At 35.7% G+C, this 25,391-nt stretch carries 22 protein-coding genes, 1 tRNA gene and 1 other RNA gene; 2 read left to right on the plus strand and 22 right to left on the minus strand.

Annotated elements, in window-relative coordinates; genetic code table 11:
* The first annotated feature begins 43 nt into the window (after positions 1–43).
* Positions 44–238 carry a diguanylate cyclase domain-containing protein gene (locus ACP5O9_RS03500; protein ID WP_424905180.1) on the plus strand — a complete coding sequence of 65 codons (195 nt, stop codon included), beginning with the start codon at positions 44–46 and terminating at the stop codon, positions 236–238.
* On the opposite strand, the gene ACP5O9_RS03505 is transcribed toward ACP5O9_RS03500, so the two are convergent.
* The 11 genes from ACP5O9_RS03505 to ssrS form a co-directional block, all read right to left on the minus strand.
* Complete coding sequence (locus ACP5O9_RS03505) at positions 161–607, minus strand: DUF488 family protein (protein WP_353685784.1); 447 nt, start codon at positions 605–607, stop codon at positions 161–163. The genes ACP5O9_RS03500 and ACP5O9_RS03505 overlap by 78 nt on opposite strands.
* Positions 600–1,109, minus strand: a complete 510-nt coding sequence (locus tag ACP5O9_RS03510; protein ID WP_353685785.1) for a nitroreductase family protein — start codon at positions 1,107–1,109, stop codon at positions 600–602. Before ACP5O9_RS03510 ends, ACP5O9_RS03505 begins: the two co-directional genes overlap by 8 nt.
* Positions 1,110–1,139: 30 nt before the next feature.
* Positions 1,140–2,342, minus strand: a complete 1,203-nt coding sequence (locus ACP5O9_RS03515) for an AmpG family muropeptide MFS transporter (protein ID WP_424905169.1) — start codon at positions 2,340–2,342, stop codon at positions 1,140–1,142.
* Positions 2,335–3,759: a glycoside hydrolase family 3 protein gene (locus tag ACP5O9_RS03520; RefSeq protein ID WP_428723441.1), complete on the minus strand. Its 1,425-nt coding sequence runs from the start codon at positions 3,757–3,759 to the stop codon at positions 2,335–2,337. Before ACP5O9_RS03520 ends, ACP5O9_RS03515 begins: the two co-directional genes overlap by 8 nt.
* 105 nt (positions 3,760–3,864) lie before the next feature.
* Positions 3,865–4,935: an ATP-binding response regulator gene (locus ACP5O9_RS03525; RefSeq protein WP_353685788.1), complete on the minus strand. Its 1,071-nt coding sequence runs from the start codon at positions 4,933–4,935 to the stop codon at positions 3,865–3,867.
* Positions 4,932–5,300, minus strand: a complete 369-nt coding sequence (locus tag ACP5O9_RS03530; RefSeq protein WP_353685789.1) for a response regulator — start codon at positions 5,298–5,300, stop codon at positions 4,932–4,934. Before ACP5O9_RS03530 ends, ACP5O9_RS03525 begins: the two co-directional genes overlap by 4 nt.
* Positions 5,301–5,302: 2 nt before the next feature.
* Positions 5,303–7,972 carry an ATP-binding response regulator gene (locus ACP5O9_RS03535; protein ID WP_428723442.1) on the minus strand — a complete coding sequence of 890 codons (2,670 nt, stop codon included), beginning with the start codon at positions 7,970–7,972 and terminating at the stop codon, positions 5,303–5,305.
* Complete coding sequence (locus ACP5O9_RS03540; RefSeq protein WP_424905172.1) at positions 7,972–8,409, minus strand: cytochrome c family protein; 438 nt, start codon at positions 8,407–8,409, stop codon at positions 7,972–7,974. The genes ACP5O9_RS03535 and ACP5O9_RS03540 overlap by 1 nt, the downstream gene beginning before the upstream one ends.
* Positions 8,410–8,447: 38 nt before the next feature.
* The gene (locus tag ACP5O9_RS03545) at positions 8,448–9,245 is read right to left on the minus strand and encodes a TIGR00282 family metallophosphoesterase (RefSeq protein WP_353685792.1); all 798 of its coding nucleotides are present in this window, start codon (positions 9,243–9,245) and stop codon (positions 8,448–8,450) included.
* A complete protein-coding gene (gene rny, locus ACP5O9_RS03550; RefSeq protein WP_428723443.1) occupies positions 9,235–10,794 on the minus strand; it encodes a ribonuclease Y in 1,560 nt (519 codons plus the stop codon). The genes ACP5O9_RS03545 and rny overlap by 11 nt, the downstream gene beginning before the upstream one ends.
* 143 nt (positions 10,795–10,937) lie before the next feature.
* Positions 10,938–11,114, minus strand: a non-coding RNA gene (ssrS, locus tag ACP5O9_RS03555) — 6S RNA.
* A gap of 92 nt (positions 11,115–11,206) precedes the next feature.
* Between ssrS and ACP5O9_RS03560 the strand changes: the two genes are divergently transcribed.
* A complete protein-coding gene (locus tag ACP5O9_RS03560) occupies positions 11,207–13,558 on the plus strand; it encodes a DNA-directed DNA polymerase (RefSeq protein ID WP_428723444.1) in 2,352 nt (783 codons plus the stop codon).
* On the opposite strand, the gene ACP5O9_RS03565 is transcribed toward ACP5O9_RS03560, so the two are convergent.
* From ACP5O9_RS03565 to rpmG, 11 genes are all read right to left on the minus strand, one after another.
* Positions 13,550–14,044 (minus strand): Mut7-C RNAse domain-containing protein, encoded by a 495-nt coding sequence (locus tag ACP5O9_RS03565; RefSeq protein ID WP_353685795.1) that lies wholly within the window; start codon positions 14,042–14,044, stop codon positions 13,550–13,552. The genes ACP5O9_RS03560 and ACP5O9_RS03565 overlap by 9 nt on opposite strands.
* Entirely contained in the window at positions 14,019–18,134 is a 4,116-nt protein-coding gene (rpoC, locus tag ACP5O9_RS03570; RefSeq protein ID WP_428723445.1) for a DNA-directed RNA polymerase subunit beta', read from the minus strand. The genes ACP5O9_RS03565 and rpoC overlap by 26 nt, the downstream gene beginning before the upstream one ends.
* 57 nt (positions 18,135–18,191) lie before the next feature.
* Positions 18,192–22,112 carry a DNA-directed RNA polymerase subunit beta gene (rpoB, locus tag ACP5O9_RS03575; protein ID WP_353685797.1) on the minus strand — a complete coding sequence of 1,307 codons (3,921 nt, stop codon included), beginning with the start codon at positions 22,110–22,112 and terminating at the stop codon, positions 18,192–18,194.
* Between the two features lie 27 nt (positions 22,113–22,139).
* Positions 22,140–22,529 carry a 50S ribosomal protein L7/L12 gene (gene rplL / locus ACP5O9_RS03580; RefSeq protein WP_353685798.1) on the minus strand — a complete coding sequence of 130 codons (390 nt, stop codon included), beginning with the start codon at positions 22,527–22,529 and terminating at the stop codon, positions 22,140–22,142.
* Between the two features lie 14 nt (positions 22,530–22,543).
* Positions 22,544–23,122: a 50S ribosomal protein L10 gene (rplJ, locus tag ACP5O9_RS03585; protein ID WP_353685799.1), complete on the minus strand. Its 579-nt coding sequence runs from the start codon at positions 23,120–23,122 to the stop codon at positions 22,544–22,546.
* Positions 23,123–23,227: 105 nt separating this feature from the next.
* Positions 23,228–23,914 carry a 50S ribosomal protein L1 gene (gene rplA, locus ACP5O9_RS03590; protein WP_424905179.1) on the minus strand — a complete coding sequence of 229 codons (687 nt, stop codon included), beginning with the start codon at positions 23,912–23,914 and terminating at the stop codon, positions 23,228–23,230.
* Between the two features lie 5 nt (positions 23,915–23,919).
* Positions 23,920–24,348: a 50S ribosomal protein L11 gene (rplK, locus tag ACP5O9_RS03595; protein WP_353684210.1), complete on the minus strand. Its 429-nt coding sequence runs from the start codon at positions 24,346–24,348 to the stop codon at positions 23,920–23,922.
* A gap of 14 nt (positions 24,349–24,362) precedes the next feature.
* Complete coding sequence (gene nusG, locus ACP5O9_RS03600; protein WP_353685801.1) at positions 24,363–24,887, minus strand: transcription termination/antitermination protein NusG; 525 nt, start codon at positions 24,885–24,887, stop codon at positions 24,363–24,365.
* Between the two features lie 4 nt (positions 24,888–24,891).
* Entirely contained in the window at positions 24,892–25,077 is a 186-nt protein-coding gene (secE, locus tag ACP5O9_RS03605; RefSeq protein WP_353685802.1) for a preprotein translocase subunit SecE, read from the minus strand.
* 26 nt (positions 25,078–25,103) lie between these two features.
* Positions 25,104–25,177: transfer RNA gene (locus tag ACP5O9_RS03610), tRNA-Trp, on the minus strand.
* A gap of 4 nt (positions 25,178–25,181) precedes the next feature.
* Positions 25,182–25,334, minus strand: coding sequence for a 50S ribosomal protein L33 (gene rpmG / locus ACP5O9_RS03615; RefSeq protein WP_353684207.1), 153 nt, complete (start codon positions 25,332–25,334; stop codon positions 25,182–25,184).
* Positions 25,335–25,391: the final 57 nt, after the last annotated feature.

Consider the following 25,391-nt stretch of genomic DNA (forward strand, 5'->3'; position numbering starts at 1 on the left):
TTATAGGTGCGGTTTTGTAGAAGGAAAAGCCTTGGGTGAAAGATTGAGAAAAGCTATAGAGAAATTAAAATTTGAAAAAAATCCTGATTTAAAAATTACTGTCAGCATTGGAGTCTCGCAATATGAACCTAACGAAAAAATTTCAAAAAATATAGAAAAATCAGATAAAGCACTGTACAAAGCTAAAATGCTTGGTAAAAATAGAGTAGAAGCATACCACTCTCCAGCCTCTTTCTGAAAGTATTTCTGAAATAAATCTTCTATGACAGCGAAAGAAAAGCTTTTCAGCACAGAAAAACACAGATAAACTTTTATCTGCAATTTCTTCAAGCTTTTCAATGCCGTTTTTAAACTCTTCAGTGTTCATGTAGGCTTCGTAGCCACCTTTTCTGAATCCACCAAGTTCTCTGCCAAGATAAATATAGTCAAATCCTTCGTTATTCAAAATCTTAGATAAACTATCTTTACTGAAATGGGGAAACTTCTTTGAGACTGGAAAACTCCGCACATCAATTACAGTTTTTATCCTGTAAGTTTTTAAAATCTCAATGAATTCCTCAATTGAACGATTGCTTGTGCCAACTGTATAAATAAATTTTTCAGACAATTTTTATGATGGCTTCATCAAGGGATTTTACTTTTTTAGGTTGTGGGGTATCATCAGGATAGCCTATTCCGATACATGAAATTATCCTTAAATTTTCAGGAATATTAAGAATTCCTCTTACATAGTTTTCCCTTTCTCTGTTTTCAGGATTGTAAATAGCACCCCAGCAGGCACCCAATCCAAGACTGTGAGCCTCAAGCAAGAGAGCCATAATAGCACATCCTAGATCTTCAAGCCAGTGATTGCTTTTCTTTTCATCAGCCAATGCTACAATAACATAGGGCGCACCTTCAATAAACTTTGTAAAGGGCTGGGCTTTGCTTAATTTTTGAATTGTTTCTCTATCCTTAACGATAATAAAATACCATGGCTGGGAGTTTCTTGCAGAGGGAGCATAAAGAGCTGCCTCAATGCATTTTTTTATTAACTCTTCTGGCGGAGCATCAGATTTATATTTCCTTATGCTTCTTCTTGATTTTATTATTTCAAAAATGTCGTTCATAAAAATATTATATCACAGTTCATCAATAGTTCAATTTTTATTAAACAGACTCTTTAAACTGATAATTAATAAAATTCCTGGAATTGCTACAAGGAAGGTCAAAAAATAAAAGGCTGGCCAGCCAGTGTTTTCAACAATAAAACCTGCTGTAGGACTTATAATCACTCTTCCAAAAGATGCCAGTGATGAAAGAAGTGCATACTGTGTTGCAGCAAAACTACGGTTGCACAAGCCCATTAGAAGTGCTAAAAATGCTGTTGTTCCCATCCCACCTGTGAAATTTTCAATCACTACTGTAAGAACAAACAATACAAAGTTTTTGCCTGCTAATGCCAGAGCCATAAACATAAGATTTGATGCTGCCTGAAGCAGTCCAAATGAAATCAATGCTTTGTAAAGACTTATTTTTCTTAGTAAAAAACCACCAAGTATTGAGCCTGCAATTGCTGAAATAAGACCGCCTATTTTATTAACTGTTCCTACCTCAGTGAGAGAAAATCCTACCCCTCTTATGAAAAATGCTGTACTTAATGAACTTGCGTAAGCATCGCCAATTTTATACAGAACAATGGATAACAGCAAAATAAAGCTTTTTTCTCTCTGCAATAAATCCCTTAAAGGTTCAATAAATGACTCTTTCAGGGTAGCTGGTTTTTTTATATCATCTGGTTCATCTGCCCAAAGAGTTGTAATTATTCCAAAAATTAACAGTGAACTTATTATTGTCAAAGCAGTCTGCCATCCAATATGGTCTGCAAGTAAAAGGCACCCTCCTCCAGCAACAATTAATGCAATTCTATATGCAGTTACTGCAAATGATGCACCGAGGCCTCTGTCCCTGGGGCTAAGGATTTCTGTTCTGTAAGCATCTATTGAGATGTCCTGAGATGCTGAAAAAAAAGCCACCATTGCTGCCATAAGGCTGAAAACAAGAAGATGCGTCGGAGTAAGGGTAATCATTAAAAACATTCCTAATAAAATCAGTATCTGGCAAATAATAATCCAGCCACGTCTTCTTCCAAGCCTTAAAATGCTAAATCTGTCAAATAAGGCAGACCATAAAAACTTAAAACTATATGGAAATGTTAAAATCGTCAAAATTCCAATTGTTTTTATATCGATTCCCTGAGTGGTAAGCCAAGCTTGAAGTGTTCCACTTACAAGAGGAAAGGGAAGTCCTGAAGCAAATCCAAGAACTGTTACAACTGTGAGATCCTTTGAGCGTTTATTCATCAATCCATTCAATTTTTACAGGCAGTTTGCCTGTTTTTTTGAATCCTTCATTTAATGCATCAAGAAAAGCAAGCACAGCAATTTCATGAGAGTCATAAACAGTAAGTATTGCTTTTGCCTTTTTAAAAGGACTTAAAACATAAGGATTGCCAAAAGAAACAACAATCGCTTTATTATTTGATATGATTTTTCTGATTATTGTTTTTTGATTTTCACTTAGTAAATATTCCTTTCCTGCTGCTTTGATATTTGTGAATGCCGCAATTAAAGGCATTGCATTTGATGGTTTATATTCCTTGAGATCATAGGCAGAACCAAAATAATTCTGAAATGCCTTTTTAATTTCCTCATTATAAGCTCCTGTAAGGTATGGAACGATTTGTCTGGAATTTAAATCATCTATTTCATTTTTTATAACAGTAACTGTTTTTTTAAATGCCCTGTGAATTAAAGAAACGTTTTCTTGTTTAACAATCGGAAATTTTCTCTTTATCTTTTCTCTTAATTTGCTAATTCTTCTACAGGCTTCTTTTATTCTTATGTCAGTAATCAATCCCTGTTTATAAGCTGTTTTTATTTCTTCCATAGCATTGTAGGGATTTTCAGGATGCAGCACTATGTCTGCTCCTGCCATAATAGCAAGGGTATGAGGATTTTCATATTCCATTAAAGCTTTCATATTCATTGCATCTGTAACAACTGTACCTTTAAATCCGAGTTTTTGCTTAAGCAATTCATTAATTGTTTTTTCTGAAAGTGATGCAGGCTTTATGTCAGAAGCAACTATATGTCCAACCATAATTGAAGAAACCCGGGATTTAATTGCTTCTTTAAAGGGTTTTATATGTGTTTCAATGTTATCTGCAATATGCGGCAGACCGAGATGAGAATCTATACGAGTTGCTCCATGACCAGGAAAATGTTTTGCGCATGTTAATAATCCGTGAGATTCAAAAAATTTTATAAAAAATCTGCCATATTGGGAAACAACTTCAGGATTATCTGAAAAAGCTCTCGTGCAAATTATTGGATTTTCAGGCTCTGTATTGACATCAAGCACAGGAACAAGTGCAAGATTTATTCCTACATCCAATGCTTCCTTTATAACAATTGAATACAATGCTTTAAGCTCAGCCATGTCTTTTTTTAAATCAAATCCTGCTCTGATTCCCATTTGAGAAGGAATCAAGGTTGCATTTTTTATTTGCTGTCCAACACCTCTTTCAATATCAGAGGCAATTATTAATGGCTCTAATGCCATGCTTTGAAGATGTTGAATGAAATTTTTTATTTCTTCGTAATCCCCTCCAAATACTACAAAACCACCGATTCCATCTTTGACAAGTTTTTCAATGTAATGCCTGTATCTGAGATAATTTATTTTTTCACCGTCAAGCCTTGCTATGATTAGATTCATTAAATTATTCATACAATTTAAAGGCTCTCTTTGATTTTTTATGCACCAAATCAAAAAAGATTGCAAGTTTCTGATTTTCAAAAATTTGCAGGTTTTTGAGCAACCTTACTCTCTCTTAACAGGTATTCTTATTATAAATGTGCTGCCTTTCCCTGGTTCGCTTTCAACTGAAATAAAACCTCTGTAATACTGAACAATTGTCAGTGCAACTGTAAGCCCAAGACCAGGACCATAGACTTTTGATGTAAAAAAGGGGTCAAAAATTTTCTTGATCAGGTCTTTAGGGATTCCTTTACCTGTATCAGAAATCTTTATCAATATCTCATTGCCAGCCTGTTCAAGGAAAATCCTTAATAGTCGCTTTTCTGACTTTTCCATTGCTTCTATAGCGTTCTTTATTATATTGCGGAGAACAATCTTTAAATGTTCTTTATCTATATAAACATGTGATACATCCCTGAAATCTGTTTCCACTTCAATCATTTTATCCTCTATTTCCCTGCCAAGTTCATCTAAAACCTCTTCTGTGGCAACTTTTGGGTCAACATTTTCCACAAAGCCAATTGCTATCATTTTAAGATTCAAGATTTCTTTTAAAAGCCTTTCAAGTCTTTCTGATTCCTGAAGAATTGTCATAAGATAGGGTTTATTTGGATCCCCCGGTGGAAGACTATCATAAACTTTTCTCGCAAATCCTGCTATGCTAACAATAGGATTTCTAATTTCATGGGAAAGACTGTCAATAAGTTTTCTTACTGCTTCTGTTCTTTTTTCTTCAATCGCTTTCTGAGAACTCTCTTTTCTGGCAAGTAAAGAACGGATTCTTGCTGATAGCTCCCTGTAATCAAATGGTTTTGGAACATAATCATCTGCACCTATGTCAAGTCCTTTTACTTTACTTTCCACATCTGATTTTGCTGTGAGCATAATCACTGGAATAAAGCTTGTTCTTTCATCAGTTTTAAGACGCTTACAAACCTCATATCCATCCATCTTTGGCATCATAACATCAAGAACTATCAGATCAGGAAAGCTTTCATATACCTTTTTTAAAGCTTCTTCACCATCATAGGCTTCTTCTGTATTGTAACCTTCTGCCCTTAGTCTCTTTCTCAAAAGTTCTACTGTATCTATATTGTCATCAACAATTAAAATAGTTTGCTTCTGCTCGTTCATTTTTCCTTCAAGTAAATCTTTATTTGCTCGGGAAACTCTCTAACATTAATAGGTTTTGAAATATAGCCATCACATCCAGCCTCCAGTGCTCTTTCCTGATCACCTTTCATTGCATGAGCAGTAAAAGCTATTATTGGAGTGTCTTTAAAGTCTATTCTTGATTTAAGCCTTCTTGTTACTTCATAACCATCTATCTTTGGAATTGATATGTCCATAAGTATAAGGTCCGGTCTGTATGCTATAGCCTTGGCTAAAGCATCTTCGCCATCTACTGCCTCAATTATCTCAAAGCCTTGTTTTTTCAAAATCTTTTTTACAAGCTCTCTTGAGTCTTCATTATCGTCAACAACAAGAATTGTTTTCACATTCAACCTCCTATTTTCTTTAAACTATTCTTCAGTTCTGTTATGAGGTCTTCTTCTGAAAAAAGAGCTTTATTTATTACCTGTTTTATTCTACCATTTAATGCTTCTTTTTCTTCCTCTATCAATTCTTTATTCGTAAGCGCAATTACTGGTATTTCTTTCAAATCAGTTGAAGTTTTTATAAAGTCAAGGAAATCAAAGGTAGATGCTTCAGGGTCTGTGATATTAATTATAAAAAGATCCGGTTTCTGAAATTTAACAACTGTAATAGCTTCTTTACTGTTCTTCACAGATATCACATCATAACCAGTTTCCTTAAGAATACCTGTTAAGTCATTTAATGTTTTTTCATCTCTTTCAAGGATAAAAACTTTCTTAATTGGACGATATGTTTCAATGGACTTTATCTTTCTAAGCAAAGAATGTCCATCAAGAGGTTTTACAAAATAATCTGCTGCTCCAAGACTGAATGCCAGGGTTTTATTGTCAATAATTGAAACAATAATTACAGGAATATCTTTTGTTTCTTCATCCTGTTTAAGTTCCTTTAAAACCTGCCAGCCGTCTTTCATTGGCATCATTATGTCAAGAGTTATTGCAACTGGCTTAATTTCTTTTATCTTATTAACTGCGTCTTCACTGCTGAGAAGTCCTATAACTTTGTAATCCTTTTCAAGATACTTTCTTATTAGATCAATTGCATCTGGATTGTCATCAATTGCAACCACAACTTTTTCTCTATCAGAAGATATGGATTCTATTACTACAGGCTCTTTATGCAAAACAAGATCACGAACAACTTCACAAATTCTACAGGCTTCTACTTTTTCTGGCCATGAAGCTATCTTCATCCCTTTACAATGAGTTCCAAGAACAAGCCAGCAACGCTTTTCAGCAGATCCGTATTCAGGACAGTTTACATGTCCACATTGAGTATAATCCCAGCATCTTACAGATTTGCCTTCATAAGAAGGGTCTTGCAAAAAAACTTCCTTCGGAACTTCAAAATACTGCGCAAGTGCTTCAGCCATTTTTTCTTCAATCACAGGACCTGGTTTGTCAAAAACCTCCTTTTTAAATGGCAAAAGAACATAAAAAGTGCTTCCCTTCCCAACCTCACTTTCAGCCCAAACCATTCCTTTATGAAGAGCAACAAGTCCTCGAACAATACTTAATCCAAGACCTGTTCCTTCATACTGCCTTGTTGTGGATACATCAGCCTGGGCAAATTTATCAAAGATTTTGTCAAGATCTTCTTTTTTAATTCCAATTCCTGTATCACTCACAGAAATTTCAACAAACTGAGGATTTCCTGCTTTATCTAAGCCTCTTTCTGAAATTCTTGCTCTTAATGTTATTTCTCCTTGATGTGTAAATTTTACAGCGTTTGATATTAAATTTATAAGAATCTGTTTTGCTTTGTCTTCATCAACATAAAGTTTTTCTGCTCCATCTTCTATATTTAATGTAAAACTCAATCCTTTCTTAGCTATAAGTGGTTCAAAAGTTACCATTATGCTGTCAACCAGTGCTTTCAACTGAACTTCTGCTGGTTTCAATTCAATTTTGCCTGATTCAATTTTTGAAATATCAAGAACATCATTTATTAATTGAAGAAGATGTCTTGCATTTGCAGCCACTTTTCTTAAAGAAGCTTTTTGATCTTCATTAAGAGGACCATCAACTTCATCAAGAAGTAAATCAGTATAACCAATTATTGCATTCATTGGAGTTCTCAGTTCATGAGACATATTGGCTATAAATGCAGACTTTAATGTGTCAAGCTCTTTCAATTGTTTGTTTGCTTTCTGAAGCAATGCAACAAGCTCATCTCTTTCTTCAAGAAGTTTTGCCCTGCGAGTAAGTTCTTTTTCAAGTTCCATCTTTGATTTGGCTACTTCATTAACCATATAATTAAAGGTTTCACATAAACTGCCTATTTCATCCTTTGGATAATTTATGATAGTTACCATTTCACCTTTTGCAAACTTATGTGTGGCATCAATTAATTTATTAAGAGGATTTTTAATCAATTTTTTCACTACTAAATTAATAATAAATACTGCAAAAATAAAGGCAGATATTGTGAGAATTATTGACCTTATCATCTGATATCTCACAGTCTTATAGACATCTTCTACATTTGTTTTCATTACCATTGCACCTAAAATTTTTTTTGAAGAGCCATGACAGTGAAAACATTCAGGAGAGTTTTTTATTGGAAATATTGAAATTAAATTTCTTTTACCCTGAACTTTAAAAACTTTTGAAAAAGTAAGCTCGCTATTTTCATTAAGAAATCTGTTAATTGCCCTTGAAAAATCTTCATTATCAATTACATGATCAACTCTTTTGTGGATAGTTTTCTTATCAGTAGAAAATGAAATTTGCTTGTTAAAGTCACATAAGTAAACATCTATGTTTGTATGTTTAGTTCCAATTTCTTCAAAATCTCTGTGAATTGTATCACTGTCTCCTACTGTAAGAGGATGTTTCACCGTGGCAAAAATTGTATCCATCATTTTTTTGTGTCCTGCCTCTGCTATTATTAATCTGTCTGGAAGTCCAAAATAAATTCTAAAAATTATTTCAATCAACATAACTGTAAATAATAAAGCTACAAAAACAACTAATAATTTATTTCCGATTTTTTTTGTTATAAAATCCAGCATCAGTGAGCTCCTCCATAAAGAAGAGGTTTAAATCTAAAAGCTCTGACTCTTTCTTCTGTATGACAGGATTCACAAATTTGAACATTGAGCTTTCTTTTAATAAACATGGGATTTTTTGTCTCAGCATGTTTTTTGCCAGGACCGTGGCATACTTCACAACCTGTATTTTTAAGATGAGGTGTTTTTTCTACTGAAACAAACCCTCCTTTTTTACCATATCCTGTTGTATGACATTGAAAACAGCCCTTTAATTCTTCTTCAGTAAGTTTATTCTTCATTTTCTCAACTGCGTCAAAGGAACGAGACATTCTTGAATACTTAATAAAATTTTCGTATTGTTTGATATGACATTTTTTACACATTTCTGTTCCTACATATTCAGAAAATACAATAGAAGGACACAATAAAACAAAAATAGCAATGATTAAATTTTTCATAATTTAAGATTATCAAAAACAAGGGAAAATGTAAACTGCTACTGTCTTAGTGTTAGTCTTATAATGTTTTTTGCAGTAGCTGTGATTTTATCAACCTGAATTACTACTGCAGAAAATATTGATGCAGTGGAAGGAACATCAAATTTTTTAGGCATCTGGGTAAGAAATTTTTCTATAACTTCTTCCTTTTTAAATCCAATTACAGAGTCTTCAGGTCCTGTCATACCAACATCAGTAATATAAGCAGTGCCTCTGGGAAGTATTCTTTCATCTGCTGTCTGTACATGCGTATGTGTTCCAATTATAGCACTTACCTGTCCATCAAAATAGTAAGCAAAAGCTATTTTTTCAGAGGTTGCCTCTGCATGAAAATCTATAAAAATAAATTTTGTTTGCTCCCTGATTCTTTTTATTTCTTCTTCAGTAGTTCGGAAAGGACAATCAAGCAAATTCATAAAAACTCTTCCTAAAACATTGATCACAGCTATAATATTATTTTTTTTCGTTTTAGTTACAATACTTCCAAATCCTGGAATTCCTGCTGGATAATTCAATGGTCTGAGAATTTTTGCCTCTTTCGCAATGTAAGGAATAGACTCTTTTTTATCCCAGACATGGTTTCCTGTTGTTATTAAGTCAATTCCATATGAAAAAAGTTCCTGAGCTACATTCTCTGTGATACCAAATCCACCAGCAGCATTTTCTCCATTTGCAATTACAAATTCAATTTTATACTGTTCAACAAGCCCGGGAAGTATGGCTTTTACGATTTGTCTGCCTGACTTGCCAACAATATCACCGATAAAAAGAACATTTAATGTTTCACTACTTTGCATATTCTATGAATCTTGATTCTCTTATTACAGTTACTTTTATCTGACCTGGATAGCTAAGTTCCTTTTCTATTCTCTTACTTAACTCTTTTGCAATTAAAACACACTCCTCATCTGAAACCATATCAGGTCTTACAATTAATCTTATTTCTCTTCCTGCCTGAATTGCATAGCAGTTCTGAACTCCCTGAAAAGACATAGCAAGTTCCTCAAGTTTTGTAAGTCTTTTAATATAACTTTCAATTGTTTCTCTTCTCACTCCAGGTCGGGCTGCTGAAAGAGCATCTGCTGCTGCCACCAGTGCAGACTCAACACAGCTAAACTCCACATCTTCGTGATGACTCAAAATAGCATTTATTATTTCCTCACTCTCTCCATACTTTCTTGCAAGCATAGCACCAATTTCCTGATGTGAGCCTTCCATCTCATGGTCTACTGCCTTTCCTATGTCATGTAAAAGTCCTGCTCTTTTCGCAAGTTTTACATTCGCTCCAATTTCACCTGCCATAATTCCACTGAGCCACGCAACTTCTTTTGAATGTTGTAAAACATTCTGTCCATAAGAGGTTCTGTATTTTAATCTGCCTATGAGTTTTATAATTTCAGGATGAATTCCGCTAAGCCCAAATTCAAATACTGCTTTTTCTCCCTCTTCTTTTATAGCCAACTCTACATCTCTCCGGGCTTTTTCCACTACCTCTTCTATTCTTGCTGGATGAATTCTACCATCCATAATTAATCTTTCAAGAGCTATTCTGGCAATTTCTCTTCTTATAGGATCGAAACAGGAAAGAATTACAAGATCAGGAGTATCATCAACAATAAGATCAACACCTGTCAAAGCCTCAAAAGCTCTAATGTTTCTTCCTTCTCTCCCAATTATTCTTCCTTTCATTTCATCATTAGGAAGACTTACTGCAGTAACAGTAGCATCAACAACATAATCACTTGCATATCTTTGAACCGCAAGACTGAGGATTTCTTTTGCTTTTTTATCAGCTTCCTGCCTTGCTTCATCTTCTATCTTTTTAATGAGTTTTGCTGCCTCAAAACGAGCTTCCTCTTGTATTTTTCTGAAAAGCTCCTGTTTTGCTTCTTCTTCTTTCATTCCTGCTATTTTTTCAAGAAGTTGTTGCTGCTCAGAAATGAGTTTGTTATAGTGATTCTCCTTTTCCTGTAAAAGTTTTTCTTTTGAAAGTATTTCCTTTTCTCTTTTATTTAGTTCAATTTCTCTCTTTTCAGCCTGCTCAATTTTGCGGTCAACAAGCTCTTCTTTTTGCCTGAGTCTTTTTTCCTGATAACTAATTTCCTTTGTTTTTTCTTTTATTTCTTTTTCTGCTTCAAATTTTAATTGATATACAACCTCTTTAGCTGCAAGTTGGGCTTCTTTTTTTATTGTTTCTGCTTCTTTTTTTGCATCTTCAAGAATTCTCTGTGCTTCTTCATGAACTTTTATCTTATCTTCTTTAAGTCTATTTTTTTGGATAAAATAAACTACATATCCCGAGACAGCACCAATGACAATCGCAAGGAAAATATATAAAAGTTCCATCAGAAAACCTCCGAAAAATATATTTTAAAGGCTTACAGGGGTTATGATGATGGGACAGAAATTAACTATAAAATCTATTTAAAAATTACATTAAAAAATTAAATAATTTTACATCTATCTAAAGTGGATCTCTCCACCATCATCATAACCCCGCCCTGCCGTGTGATAAGGAAAGTTAGATCCCCTTCTGACAAGTGGGTGCCTTGTAGGTAGGTTAGGCTTCCTCCGAAGAGGCATGCACACCGCTACCTACGCTGGCTCCCTAACGGATCTAACTGCCGGATCCCCTTTCCCTTCCATCACGAGCAGGGCAGGAAGCCTTTAATTATTTTATACCAAAAAGACATCAACATATGCAATCTTTATTTTAAGAAATGTAAAATTACTAACTCTTTCATGTATAATTAAACAAATGCTATTTTATCTACTGGACATAGATGACTCAGCAGAGGGCATTATCCTTTTTGGAGTAACAGAAGAGGGAAAAAGGGAAAAATTTGTTGATTCATCATACAGACCCTGTTTTTTAGTGCTTCCTTCAAATAAAGAAAAGGCTATTGAAGAAATTGAAAAAATCATTAAAGACAATTCGCTTCCAGTTACTGAAATAACTGAGGAAACTAAAATTTTTTACGGTGAAGAAAAAAATTTTATAAAAATCTATACAAAGAGGCATCAGGATTTACAAAAAGTAAGAGATGCCATAAAAGTTCTTGAAGCAAAAAGAGGCGGCTCAGGTTCAATAATTGATGAATTTGAATACCAAACCTCTGCATACAGGATGTATCTTGCTGAAAAAGGTCTGTCCTGCCTCAGCTGGCTTGATATTGAAATTCGTGGCAATCAGGTTAAATCCATTAAAAAGGCTAACAGAGCTTCACCAAAACTTAAAATTCTTGCCTTTGACATGGAAGTGCTTGAAGTCAAGCGAGGAAATCCTTCAATTGTAATGATTTCAATATTCGGAGAAGGACTGTCCAAAGTAATTACATATCAGGAAGCAAAATACAGTATCAATACAATCGTAGTAAAAGATGAAAAAGAACTTATAAAAAACTTTATTGAAACCATCAAGGATTATGACCCTGACATAATTGTTGGATATAACACAGACCTTTATGACATGCCGATTTTAAGAGAAAGGGCAAGACAGCTTAAGGTTGACATCGGTATTCTTTCACGGGATAACTCTGGAATAACTCTTTCAAAGCGAGCAAGATTTACAACTGCAAGACTTATTGGAAGAGTTCATATTGATATATTTAATTTTGTCTTTAACATTCTTTCTCCAATGCTTCAAAGTGAGCAGCTTACTTTAAAAAATGTATCACAGGAACTTCTCGGTGATACAAAACTTGATATGGAATATGAAGACATTTTGCAGGCATGGGATAAAGGGCATGAGATTGACAAGCTTGCAAAATACTGTTTAAAAGATAGCGAATTAGTTTATGAACTTACAAAAATGCTTCTTCCTGATATTGAAGAATTAACAAGAATTACAGGACAGTCTCTTTTTGACACATCAAGAATGCCTTATAGTCAGCTTGTTGAATGGTATTATATTAAAAAGGCAAAACAACAAAACAGAGTGATTCCAAATCAGCCAAAGTTTGATGAAATAAAACAGCGTCAGCAAACTACCTATGAAGGAGGATTTGTAAAAGAACCAGAGGTGGGCCTTCACAAAGGAATCGCTGTTGTTGACTTTGCCTCTCTTTATCCATCAATAATTGCAACATACAACATCTCAATTGATACCCTTAACTGCAGTTGCTGTAAAGACAATGGGTATAAAATTCCCGATTTTCCCTACTGGTTCTGTAAAAATCGCAAAGGTTTCGAATCTCAGGCAGTTGAAGAACTTTTGATTGAAAGACTTGAATTAAAAAAACAGCTAAAAAAACTTGATCCAGACTCTCATGAATACCTACTACTTGATACAAAACAGAGAGCTTTGAAAACAATCATAAATGCCTCATATGGTTATTATGCATATCCTGCAAGTAGATGGTATTCAAAAGAGTGTGCTCAGGCAATTACAGCTCTTGGAAGATACTGGATTAAAGAAGTTTTAAAAAAAGCTTCTGAGAAAGGATTTCATGCAATATATGGAGATACTGATTCAGCATTTCTAAAAGTTAACAGTAAAGAAGCAGTTGAAGAGTTTATTAAAGAAATAAATCAGAATCTACCAGGGCTTATGAGGCTTGACTTAGAAGATTTTTATGTCAAAGGACTATTTGTCCCAAGACAAATAGGAGGTGTGGCAAAAAAAAGATATGCTTTGCTTGATGAAAAAGGAAGGTTAAAAATAAGAGGTCTTGAAGTTGTCAGAAGAGACCTTTGTAAATTTGCAAGAGCTACCCAGCAGGAGATTCTTAAAATATGCCTAATTGAGGAAGACATTCCAAAAGCATTTAAATACCTTGATGAAAGAGTTAAAGCTTTACGACAAGGCAATTATGATTTAAAAGATCTGGTTGTCTACGAGCAGCTTTCAAAACCTGTTTCAGAGTATAAGTTGATATCTCCTCATGTAGTAGCTGCGAAGAGATTGCTTGAAAAGGGAATTCCTGTTGGTGAAGGAAGCGTTATCGGATATATAATTCAAAAAGGCTCTGGTTCAATAAGTGAAAGAGCTTATCCAATAGAGCTTGCCGATCCATCAAAAATTGACATAGATTACTATATTGAAAATCAGGTTTTACCTACTGCAATGAGGATTTTGAAAGTTTTTGAGAATAAAGGCACTTTATTTTAAATTTTTCAAGATTTCTTTTTTCACTTCATCAATTTTTTCTTTATGCGTTCCTTTCCAGTAAATTTTACCACAGGATTTGCATATGATAAATTCCTGGTTTGAGAATAAAACATAATCAGGCAGTTGCCCTCGAATTTCTTCTTTTTTAATGCTCTCAGTCTCTCCATTGCAAACAGGACATCTTGGTTTAAGATTTAAAAGGTCTAATTTAGAACAAAAAGAAAGTAAAACTTCTTTAATCTGCTCCTTAATTTCTTCTGATTGGATCAGCAAAACTTTTTTTAATAACTTTGATTTAGCAAGAGCGATGTCTCTGGTCAAAAGCACTCTGTCTTCCTGCAAAGAAAGCTTTATCAACTGTTTATCTGTAAAATCATTCCTGTATAATGTATCAAAACCAAAAAGCCTGAGCCAGCGGCTCAGGCTTCCAAGCATTACATCTGCTATAAAACGGGGTAAATCAGTTTTCTTCAATCCCTTTTTCACTTAATTGTTCTATCTGCATACTGTAAAAGTCACCTTTTATCAATGTATCTTTATACACTGGGCAGCCTGTTCCAGCAGGAATAATTCTTCCCATAATTACATTTTCTTTTAATCCCCTCAATTCATCAATCCTTGCCTCAATTGCTGCATCAGTAAGCACTCTCGTTGTTTCCTGGAATGAAGCTGCTGATACCCATGACTCTGTTGACAAAGCTGCTTTTGTAATTCCAAGTAAGAGTGGCTTTGCCTGTGCTGGTCTTCCTCCACGAGCTATAACTTTTTCATTTTCCTCCATGAATGTAAATCTATCAACCTCGTCACCTATGAGAAAAGAAGTGTCTCCAGGATCTTCAATTCTTACCTTTTTCATCATCTGCCTTACAATCACTTCAATATGCTTGTCATGTATTGAAACACCCTGGAGTCTATAAACTTTCTGAATTTCATCTACAAGATATCTCTGAAGTTCTGTAGGACCCAGAATCTCAAGTATGCTGTGAGGATTAATAGATCCATCAATTAATGGCTCACCTGCTTTAACCCAGTCCCCATCGTGAACTATTACATGTTTACCCTTTGGAATAATATATTCTCTTGTTTCGTCTGCTCCTCTGACAACTATAACTCTTGAGCCTTTCTGACTTCCTTTAAATTCCACTATACCATCTATTTCACTTACAATTGCTGCTTCTCTGGGCCTTCTTGCTTCAAAGAGTTCTGCTACTCTTGGCAGTCCTCCTGTTATATCCTTTGTTTTAATAGTTTCTCTTGGAATTTTTGCCAGGATATCTCCTGGTTCTACTAAATCTCCTCTGTCAACTATTAAAATTGCTCCTGCTGGAAGAAGATACCTTGCAGGCGCTCCTGAAGGAAGCTTGGCTGTTTTGCCTTCTTTATCCTTTATCGTAACACGAGGTCTGTAAGTTGCTGGATAATCAATTACTATTTTATGAGAAAGTCCTGTGGTAGGATCTGTCTCTTCTTTAAAGGTTACACCTTCTACCATATCACCAAGTGCTACCTTACCGCCTATTTCAGTAATAATTGGAGTTGTATAAGCATCCCACTCAGCCAGTCTCTGTCCTGCTTCAACAAACTGACCTTCTTTAACAATCACTTTAGCACCGTATACAAGATTGTATTTTTCTCTTTCTCTTCCAGAAGAATCTGTAATAACAATCATTGCATTTCTGTTAAGAACAATCAGCGAGCCATCCTTTCTTTCAACAGAGTGAAGATTTTTAAACCTTACTGTTCCTGAAGTCTTAGCTTCAAGCACAGCCTGTTCAACGATTTTTGTTGCTGCTCCACCTATGTGGAAGGTTCTCATTGTAAGCTGAGTACCTGGCTCTCCAATAGACTGAGCAGCAATAACTCCAATTGCCTCACCTATTTCAACAGGTTCACTCCTTGCAAGGTCCATTCCATAACATTTTGAACAAACACCGAATTTCGTTCTGCATGTGAGCACAGAGCGAATTTTTACTCTATCAATTCCTGCATCCACAATCTTCTTTGCTACCACCTGGTCTATTATTGTATCTCTTTTTGCAATAATTTCCCCTGTTAAAGGATCTTTAACATCTTCTGCCAGTGTTCTACCATATATTCTCTCTTCAAGAGGCATTACTATCTCACCACCTTCTACAAGAGCAGTGATATATATTCCTTCTTTTGTCCCACAATCATGTTCTGTAAGAAATATGTCCTGAGCCACATCAACAAGCCTTCTTGTTAGATAACCAGCATTTGCTGTTTTCAAAGCTGTGTCTGCTAACCCTTTTCTTGCACCATGCGTGGAGATAAAGTATTGTAGAGGAGTAAGTCCTTCTCTGAAATTGGCTGTAATCGGGGTTTCTATAATCTCACCTGAAGGTTTTGCCATAAGTCCTCTCATACCAGCAAGCTGTCTTATCTGTGCAATGCTACCACGAGCACCTGAGTCAGCCATCATGAAGATGCTGTTAAATGATCTCCTTTCAGCAAGTTCTTCTGGAGTGAATTCTTTGCCCTTTTCTGCTCCAAGCTCTTTCATCATCTCATCAGCAACTTTCTCCGTAACATTCGCCCATATATCTATAACTTTGTTATATCTCTCACCCTGGGTGATTAATCCTTCAGCATACTGCCTTTGAACTTCCATTACCTGAGCTTCTGCTTCACGAATAAGCTCTGCCTTCTTTGAAGGTATATGCATATCATCAATACATATAGAAATTCCTGACTGAGTGGCAACTTCAAATCCTAATTTTTCAAGCTTATTCAAAAATAAAACCGTATCCCTTTTGCCAAAATTATAGTGAATGTATTCAATCAGTTTTCCAAGTTCCTTCTTTGTAAGCTCCTTATTAATCATATTAAAGGGAACACCCTCGGGCACAATTTCTCTAAAAAGAATTCTTCCTACTGTGGTCTGAACAATTTGTCCGTTCAATCTAACTTTTATTGGAGCATGTTTTCCCACTGCATTGCTCTGATAAGCGAGAATAACTTCTTCAGGATCAGAAAAAACTTTACCTGCACCTTTTGCTCCCTTCTTTTCTTTTGTAAGATAGTAAATTCCTAAAACCATATCCTGTGTTGGCACAACAATAGGTTTACCATTTGCAGGAGAAAGAAGATTTCCCACTGACATCATTAGAACTCTTGCCTCAATTTGAGCTTCATAAGAAAGAGGAACATGAACAGCCATCTGGTCACCATCAAAATCTGCATTAAAAGCTGTACATACAAGAGGATGAAGCTTTATTGCCTTTCCTTCTACAAGTACAGGGTCAAAAGCCTGGATTCCAAGTCTGTGCAGAGTTGGAGCTCTGTTTAAAAGCACAGGATGTTCCTGAATCACCTCTTCAAGTGCATCCCACACTTCAGGACTTTCCTGCTCAACAAGCCTTTTTGCCTGTTTTATTGTTGTTGCATAACCCTTTTCTTCAAGTTTATTAAAAACAAATGGCTTAAAAAGCTCAAGAGCCATAGTTTTTGGTAATCCGCATTGATGCATATCAAGTTCAGGTCCCACAACAATTACTGATCTACCTGAATAATCAACTCTTTTACCAAGAAGATTCTGACGGAACCTTCCCTGTTTGCCCTTTATCATGTCACTTAAGGATTTAAGAGGTCTACGGGTGCCTGCTTTCAGAGCTTTTGAACGCTTGGTGTTGTCAAAAAGTGTATCTACTGCTTCCTGCAGCATTCGCTTTTCGTTTCTGATAATTACACTCGGAGCTTTAAGCTCCATAAGTCTTTTTAACCTGTTATTTCTGTTTATGACTCTCCTGTAAAGATCATTTAAATCTGAAGAAGCAAACCTTCCACCATCAAGAGGAACCAAAGGTCTCAGTTCTGGAGGAAGTACAGGAATAATGTCAAGAATCATCCATTCAGGCCTATTACCTGAGTTCTTAAAAGCTTCTACGACCTTGAGTCTTTTTGTAAGTTTCTTCTTAATTCCTGTAGATGTGGCAGTTTCTATTTTTTCTTTAAGTTCCTTTGTAAGGGCATCAAGATCAATTTTTTTAAGAAGTTCTCTGACAGCTTCTGCTCCCATCCCAACGTTAAATTTGCTGCCATACTGAGAAACATACTTTTTGTATTCCTCTTCAGTGAGAATATCCTTTTCCTTTAAAGGCGTATCTCCAGGGTCTATAACAATATAGTCTTCATAATAGATAACTCTTTCAAGCTGTCTGACAGAAAGGTCAAGCAACAGTCCCATTTTACTTGGAACACCTCTGACAAACCATATATGTGCCACAGGAGCAGCAAGCTCAATATGCCCCATTCTTTCTCTTCTTACCTTGCTCTGAATTACCTCAACCCCGCATTTATCACATATAACACCTTTATGCTTCATTCTTTTGTATTTACCACAAAGACATTCCCAGTCTTTTATAGGACCGAAAATTTTAGCACAGAAAAGTCCTTCAGGTTCTGGTTTAAATGTTCTGTAATTAATGGTTTCAGGCTTCTTTACTTCTCCATAAGACCATTCCCTTATTTTTTCAGGTGAAGCAAGTTTTATTCTTATCGCATCAAAATCTCTTGGATTTTTAGGTTTTTGAAAAAGTGAATAAATATCTTCTGTCAAGGTTTATACCCCCTTACCTTAAATTGTTCAAAATAGTTCAACTTTGTTCAACATTGTTTAAGTTTTTTTCTTTTTCTCCAGAAGATCAACATCAAGACAAAGACTCTGGAGCTCTTTTACTAAAACATTGAATGACTCAGGAACTCCCGGTTCCAGTACAGGATGTCCTTTAACAATAGCCTCATACATGCGGGTTCTACCTGCTATATCATCGCTTTTTACAGTTAAAAACTCCTGAAGTGTATAAGCTGCTCCATATGCTTCCAAAGCCCATACTTCCATTTCTCCAAGTCTCTGGCCACCAAACTGTGCTTTACCTCCAAGAGGTTGCTGTGTTACAAGGGAATACGGACCTATGGAACGAGCATGAATTTTATCTGCAACAAGATGATGCAGTTTGAGCATATACATATAGCCAACTGTAACAGGCCTCTCAAAAGGCTCACCTGTTCTTCCATCATAAAGAGTTACCTGACCTGTTGCTGGAAACCCTGCTTTCTTAAGCATCTCTTTTATCTCATCTTCTTTTGCACCTTCAAAAACAGGGCTTGCCACATAAAGACCAAGAGCCTTAGCAGCCAATCCTAAATGAGTTTCAAGAATCTGCCCTACATTCATTCTTGAAGGAACACCTAAGGGATTAAGCACAATGTCAACAGGTGTTCCATCTTCAAGATATGGCATATCCTCTTCAGGCAGAACCATAGAGACAACGCCTTTATTTCCGTGCCTTCCTGCCATTTTGTCTCCAACCTGAATTTTTCTTTTCATTGCAATGTAAACTTTAACTATCTGATTGACACCAGGAGGAAGCTCATCTCCCTTACGGATTCTTTCAATTTTTTCATTGTATTTTGCATAAATCTGCTTTATATGTTGCTCTACTTCTTTATTAACTCTGTTTACTTCTGCCTTAACATCTGGATCTTCTACCTTCAATTTGAGTAGTTGATTTACATCAAGAAGATTAACAACTTTCTCTGTAAGTGCTTTTCCCTTTGGGCATAAGATTTTTTCACCTTTACGAACATCCTCAAGAACAATTTTACCCTGAAGTATTTTTCTGATTCTGCTTGCCTTTGTTTCTTTAAGAATTCTTATTTCATCTTCTCTGTCTCTTTCTATTCTTTTTATCTCTTCCTCTTCTATAGCAAGGGCTCTCCGAGATTTTTCCTTTCCTTTTCTTGTTAAAATTTTTACATCAATAACAACTCCTTCAATTCCTGGAGGCACATAAAGGCAGCTTTCTTTAACATCTTCTGCCTTTTCTCCAAATATGGCATAAAGAAGCTTTTCTTCAGGAGTATAAACTCTTTCTCCTTTGGGCGTTACTTTTCCAACAAGAATATCGCCTGCTTTTACCTTTGCACCTATTCTTATAATTCCATCCTCATCAAGATCTTTAAGAAGCTCTTCATTGACATTTGGAATTTCTCTTGTAATCTCTTCAGGACCAAGCTTTGTGTCTCTACATTCAATCTCAAATTCATCTATGTGAATGGAAGTATAAACATCCTCTTTCACAAGTCTTTCACTGATCAGGATAGCATCCTCAAAGTTATATCCACCCCAGGGCATGAATGCCACAAGAACATTTCTTCCAAGAGCAAGTTCACCTTTGTCCATACTTGGACCATCAGCAAGAATTGTTCCTCTTTCTACAGTCTGACCAACTTTAACAATAGGCTTTTGAGTCATACATGTTCCTTGATTAGACTTGTGGAATTTTACAAGATTATATATGTCAACTCCACCACCTTCTTCAGTAACTCTGACAACAATTCTTGTAGCATCAACATTTTCTACTATCCCTGCTCTTTTTGCAACAACAAGCCAGCCACTGTCCCTTGCTGCATAAAGCTCCATTCCTGTACCAACTACTGGAGCTTCAGTTTGAATTAAAGGAACAGCCTGTCTTTGCATATTAGAACCCATAAGTGCTCTATTTGCATCATCATTTTCAAGAAAAGGAATTAAAGAAGCAGACAAACTAACAATCTGTTTTGGAGAGACATCCATATATTCCACTTCATCGCGTGATACCATTTTGAAGTCTCCCTTAACTCTTGCTGAAACAGTCTCTCCGATAATATTTCCATCTTTATCTACAGGAGTTGTTGCCTCTGCAATAACATAGTTTTCACTTTCAAGAGCACTTAAATAATGAACCTCATTTGTAACTTTTCCATTAACCACTTTTCTGTAAGGAGATTCTATAAAACCAAACTCATTTATTCTTGCATAAGTGGCAAGAGAAGTTATAAGTCCGATGTTTGGTCCTTCAGGGGTCTCAATAGGACATATTCTTCCATAATGAGTTGGATGGACATCTCGCACTTCAAATCCTGCTCTTTCACGGGTCAGTCCTCCAGGTCCTAAAGCACTGAGTCTGCGTTTGTGTGTAATTTCACTTAATGGATTTGTTTGATCCATAAATTGACTGAGCTGACTGGTGCTGAAAAACTCTTTAATTGCTGCCATTACAGGCTTTGTATTTATAACATCATGAGGCATTGCTGTTTCAACCTCTGTAATTGTCATCTTCTCTCTAATTGCTCTTTCCATTCGCACCAATCCAATACGGAACTGATTTTCAAGAAGTTCACCAACTCCTCTGACTCTTCTGTTTCCAAGATGATCTATATCATCAACCTCTCCTTTGCCTGTTCTGAGATTGAGAAGATATTTAACAATTTCTATAATATCTTTGTCAGTAAGCACTCTCACTTCAAGTGGAATGTCAAGTCCTAATTTCTGATTTAATTTAAGCCTTCCCACTGCTGAAAGATCATATCTTTTTGGATCAAAAAACAATCCATAAAAGAGTTCCTCAGCAGCCTCTTCAGTAGCAGGTTCTCCTGGTCTTAATTTTTTATATATTTCTCTTAAAGCATCCTTTTTGCTGGTAACTCTGTCAGTAAGCAATGTTTCTCGTAATGATGGAAGATAGTTAACATTATCTATGAAAAGCAGATCTAATTTTTGGATTCTGGCAGCTATAATTCTATGTAAAGCTTCTTCTGTAATCTCTTTATTACTGTCAACTATAACTTCACCTGTTTCAGGATCAACAATATCTGAAAGAGTTATTCTCCCTATGATTTCACTTTTTGAAATTGGTATTTCCTGGATTCCTGCTTCTTTAATTTTTTTCAGTGCATACCTCGTAATTTTACTGCCTTCCTTTACTATAATCTCGCCATCAGGACCAACAATATCTATTTTTGTTCTAACTCCCATCAAAATATCACTTACAACTCTGGTGAAGGTTTCGTCTTTAATTCTTATTTCCTCTATGGGGTAAAAAATTTTCAACAGATCTTCATTTGTATATCCCAATGCCTTAAGAACAATGGTGGCTGGAAGTTTTTTTCTCTTGTCAATTCTCACATAAAGAAGATCCTTTGAGTCAAACTCAAAATCAAGCCAGGAGCCTCTTACAGGAATAATTCTTGCAGAGTAAAGAAATCTTCCGCTTATTCTGCTTTTACTTCTATCTGGCGCAAAATAAACACCAGGAGACCTGTGCAACTGGCTAACAATAACTCTCTCAACTCCGTTTATTATAAAGCTACCGGTCTCTGTCATCATTGGAAGGTCGCCAAGAAAAACTTCCTGTTGTCTTGATTCTTTGAGAAACTTCCTTCCCTCTTCATCTTTATCCCATATATTTAAACGAACCTTCATTTTTATAGGAACTGAATAAGTTAATCCCTTAACCATACATTCATAAGGGCTGAGCTTCGGTTCTCCAACTGAGTAGGAAATAAACTCTATTGTAGTTGTTCCATTGTAATCACTTATTGGGAAAACACTGTTTAAAGCTGATTGAAGCCCCTCATCTGCTCTTTCCTCTGGTGGAACATCTTTTTGAAGAAATTTTTCAAAAGATTTTTTCTGAAACTCTAAAAGATAAGGTACCTCCACAAGTGGAGGTACCTTTCCGAAGTTTATTCTCTCTCTTAAAGGCTTTATCATAGTTCTCCTTCTTTTTTTTAAGATTTTTTACTGTATTTCTACAGTTGCTCCTTCAGCTTCAAGTTTTGCTTTGATTGTTTCAGCTTCCTCCTTGGAAACACCTGTCTTAACTGGTTTTGGAGCACCATCAACCAAATCTTTAGCCTCTTTAAGACCAAGTCCAGTAAGCTCTCTTACCACCTTAATTACCTGAATTTTCTTGTCTCCTGCTGCCTTTAAGATTACATCAAAACTTGTTTTCTCTTCAGCTGCTGGTGCTGCTGCTTGAGCTGCTGGGGCACCTGGTGCTGCTGCTTGAACTGCCACTGGTGCTGCTGTCACTCCATATCTTTCCTCAAACTCTTTAATAAACTGACTGAGTTCAAGAATTGTTAGATTGTCAAAAAATTGAAAGACCTCTTCTTTTGTAATTGCCATAATTCTTCCTCCTTTTATTGAGCTTTCTTATTTTTCAATGCTTCTAATGCATAAAGTAATTTAAGAGTAACTCCATGCATTGCATAAGCCATTTTACTAAGTGGAGAACTCATTCCACCAACAAGCATACCGAGTAAGACATTCTTTGAAGGTAGTTTTGAAATCTCCTTAAGTTCTGCTGGAGAGCATACCTTACCTTCAACAACACCCTGTTTAATTTTAAATTTTTCATTCTTTTCGGAAAAATCAAGGACTTTTTTAACTGTAACAACAGGGTCATCATAACCAAAAACAACGCCTGTGCATCCCTTTAAGGAACTTTCCAACTGCTGCCTTAAAGATGCATCTGTCATAGCTATCCTGAAAAGAGTATTTTTACATACCTTATACTCTCCACCAGAGTCTTTAATTGCCTGCCTTAATTCTGAAACTTCAGCAACAGTTAAGCCCTGAAAATCAGTTAAAATAAAAGACTTGGCTTTGGATAGCTTGTCAACAAGTTCTTCAACTCTTTTTTTCTTTGTTTCTTTTGTAGTACTCAGATTATACCTCCTTTCCCGGACAGCGGTGCGGTCTTCTTCAATATGGTTCAAAGTTGTTCAACATTGTTTAACATTGTTCAATCTCGGCAGGCGGCTGTACCATTAAGCCTCATGGCACCTGCTGTCTCAGATTATTAATAACAGGCAAAGCCTGTTTTAAAGTTTAAGCTTTGATATATCTATTTTCAAACCAGGTCCCATTGTAGAAGAAAGAACTACTTTTTTAATATATTTTCCCTTTGATGTTGGTGGCTTTGCTTTAATTACTGATTTCAAAACTGCTATAGCATTCTCAACAAGCTTTTCTTTATCAAAGGAGAGTTTACCTATAGGAACATGAACAACACCGCCTTTGTCAGTTCTGTATTCAATTTTTCCTGCCTTTGCTTCCTTTACTGCTTTCGCAATATCAAAAGTTACTGTGCCAAGTTTTGGATTTGGCATTAATCCTCTTGGACCAAGGATTTTACCGAGTTTACCAACCTGCGACATCATATCAGGAGTAGCAATAGCTCTATCAAACTCAAGCCAGCCCTGCTGAATCTTCTCTATTAAATCTTCTGCTCCAATATAATCAGCTCCAGCCTGTTCTGCCTCTTTTTCTTTCTCACCTTTAGCAAAAACCAGAACCCTAACCTGTTTTCCTGTTCCATGTGGAAGAACTACAGTACTGCGAACAACCTGATCTGATTTTCTCGGATCCACTCCTAAATTTATTGCCATCTCAACAGTCTCATCAAATTTAGTAAAGCTATTTTCTTTTAGAAAATCAATTGCTTCCTCAAGTGTATACTCTCTTGTAGTGTCTAATTTTTCTTTCACAGCAGCTAATTTTTTACCCATCTATATTACCCCCTTATCTCCACACCCATACTTTTTGCAGTGCCAATAATCATTTTCATTGCAGCCTCTAAGGACTTTGTATTTAAATCTGGTAGCTTTGTTTTTGCTATTTCTTCAACCTGTTTCATTGTCAATGTGCCTACCTTTTCTTTTCCTGTTGCACCAGAACCTTTTATAATCCCAGCAGCTTTTTTAATAAGCTCACTTGCAGGAGGAGTCTTGAGTATGAAGGTAAAGGATCTATCCTTGTAGATAGTTAATACAACAGGAATAAGGGTATCTCCCATATTTTGCGTCTGAGCATTAAATTGTTTGCAAAATTCCATAATGTTGATACCATGTGGCCCCAATGCAGGTCCTACTGGCGGAGCAGGGTTTGCTTTACCTGCAGGTATTACAAGTTTTACCTGTGCTGTTACTTCCTTTTTTGCCATAATTTGTTCCTCCTTTAAACCTTTTCAACCTGTGAAAAATTAAGTTCTACAGGTGTCTGTCTACCAAAAATGCTTACCATAACCTTAACTCTTTCATGTTCAGAATCTACTTCATCAATATATCCTGTAAAATTAGTAAATGGACCATCGGTAATTCTAACTGTTTCTCCTTTTTCAAAATGAGTTTTTATTTGTGGAGCCCTGCCTTTTTCCAGTTGCTGCAGAATCATTTCTACTTCTTCTTCTGGAATAGGTGAAGGTTTTTTACCGCCAACAAATCCTGTTACTCTCTGAGTGGTTCTTATCAAATGCCATGTATCTTCATTTAGTTCCATCTCTACAAGAATATATCCGGGATAAAATTTCTTTTCCTGTTCTTTTTTCTTTTTCCCTTTGACTTCAATTATCTTTTCAGTGGGAATCAGGATTCTTGAAATTTTATCCTCAAGTCCCTTGCTCTTAACTCTTTCTTCAATTGAAGCTTTAACCTTTTCTTCAAACCCTGACATTGTATGAACCACATACCACTGTTTTGCCATATTTTCACCTAATAAACGCAGTTACAATTCTTGATAAAACAAAATCTATTAAACCGAGAAAAAAGGAGATTAAAACTACTGTTACAATTACTACCCATGTAGAGGCTATTACTTCGTGTTTTTTAGGATAATTAACCTTTTTTGCCTCTATTTTTACTTCATTAAGAAAATTCCTAAGCCTTGATATCATTTTTCACCTCAAAAAAACATAATGAACAGGCCAGGAGGGATTTGAACCCCCATCCCCCGGATTTGGAGTCCGGTGCTCTATCCGTTGGAGCTACTGGCCTATTCTTAAGCTTTTGTTTCTTTATGTAATGTATGTCTTCTACAATGCTTGCAATATTTTTTTAATTGCAACTTATCAGGCGTAGTTTTTTTATTCTTTGTTGTGGAATAATTCTTACTTTTACATTCAGTACACTGAAGTAGAATTATATCTCTCATTTTTTTACTCCAGCACCTCTGTAACTACACCTGCACCTACTGTTCTTCCACCTTCTC

Source organism: Thermodesulfovibrio sp. (assembly GCF_049969575.1).
Lineage (GTDB): Bacteria > Nitrospirota > Thermodesulfovibrionia > Thermodesulfovibrionales > Thermodesulfovibrionaceae > Thermodesulfovibrio > Thermodesulfovibrio obliviosus.

Bases quoted from the DNA above. Each gene is read 5' to 3' on its own strand.
- ACP5O9_RS03545 (WP_353685792.1), bottom strand. From the start codon at position 9,245: ATGCAAAGTAGTGAAACATTAAATGTTCTTTTTATCGGTGATATTGTT.
- ACP5O9_RS03540 (WP_424905172.1), bottom strand. From the start codon at position 8,409: ATGAAAAATTTAATCATTGCTATTTTTGTTTTATTGTGTCCTTCTATT.
- rny (WP_428723443.1), bottom strand. From the start codon at position 10,794: ATGGAACTTTTATATATTTTCCTTGCGATTGTCATTGGTGCTGTCTCG.
- ACP5O9_RS03560 (WP_428723444.1), top strand. From the start codon at position 11,207: ATGCTATTTTATCTACTGGACATAGATGACTCAGCAGAGGGCATTATC.
- ACP5O9_RS03535 (WP_428723442.1), bottom strand. From the start codon at position 7,972: ATGCTGGATTTTATAACAAAAAAAATCGGAAATAAATTATTAGTTGTT.
- ACP5O9_RS03525 (WP_353685788.1), bottom strand. From the start codon at position 4,935: ATGAACGAGCAGAAGCAAACTATTTTAATTGTTGATGACAATATAGAT.
- ACP5O9_RS03515 (WP_424905169.1), bottom strand. From the start codon at position 2,342: ATGAATAAACGCTCAAAGGATCTCACAGTTGTAACAGTTCTTGGATTT.
- nusG (WP_353685801.1), bottom strand. From the start codon at position 24,887: ATGGCAAAACAGTGGTATGTGGTTCATACAATGTCAGGGTTTGAAGAA.
- secE (WP_353685802.1), bottom strand. From the start codon at position 25,077: ATGATATCAAGGCTTAGGAATTTTCTTAATGAAGTAAAAATAGAGGCA.
- ACP5O9_RS03510 (WP_353685785.1), bottom strand. From the start codon at position 1,109: ATGAACGACATTTTTGAAATAATAAAATCAAGAAGAAGCATAAGGAAA.
- rpmG (WP_353684207.1), bottom strand. From the start codon at position 25,334: ATGAGAGATATAATTCTACTTCAGTGTACTGAATGTAAAAGTAAGAAT.
- rplK (WP_353684210.1), bottom strand. From the start codon at position 24,348: ATGGCAAAAAAGGAAGTAACAGCACAGGTAAAACTTGTAATACCTGCA.
- ACP5O9_RS03520 (WP_428723441.1), bottom strand. From the start codon at position 3,759: ATGAATCTAATCATAGCAAGGCTTGACGGTGAAAAAATAAATTATCTC.
- rpoB (WP_353685797.1), bottom strand. From the start codon at position 22,112: ATGATAAAGCCTTTAAGAGAGAGAATAAACTTCGGAAAGGTACCTCCA.
- rplA (WP_424905179.1), bottom strand. From the start codon at position 23,914: ATGGGTAAAAAATTAGCTGCTGTGAAAGAAAAATTAGACACTACAAGA.
- rplL (WP_353685798.1), bottom strand. From the start codon at position 22,529: ATGGCAATTACAAAAGAAGAGGTCTTTCAATTTTTTGACAATCTAACA.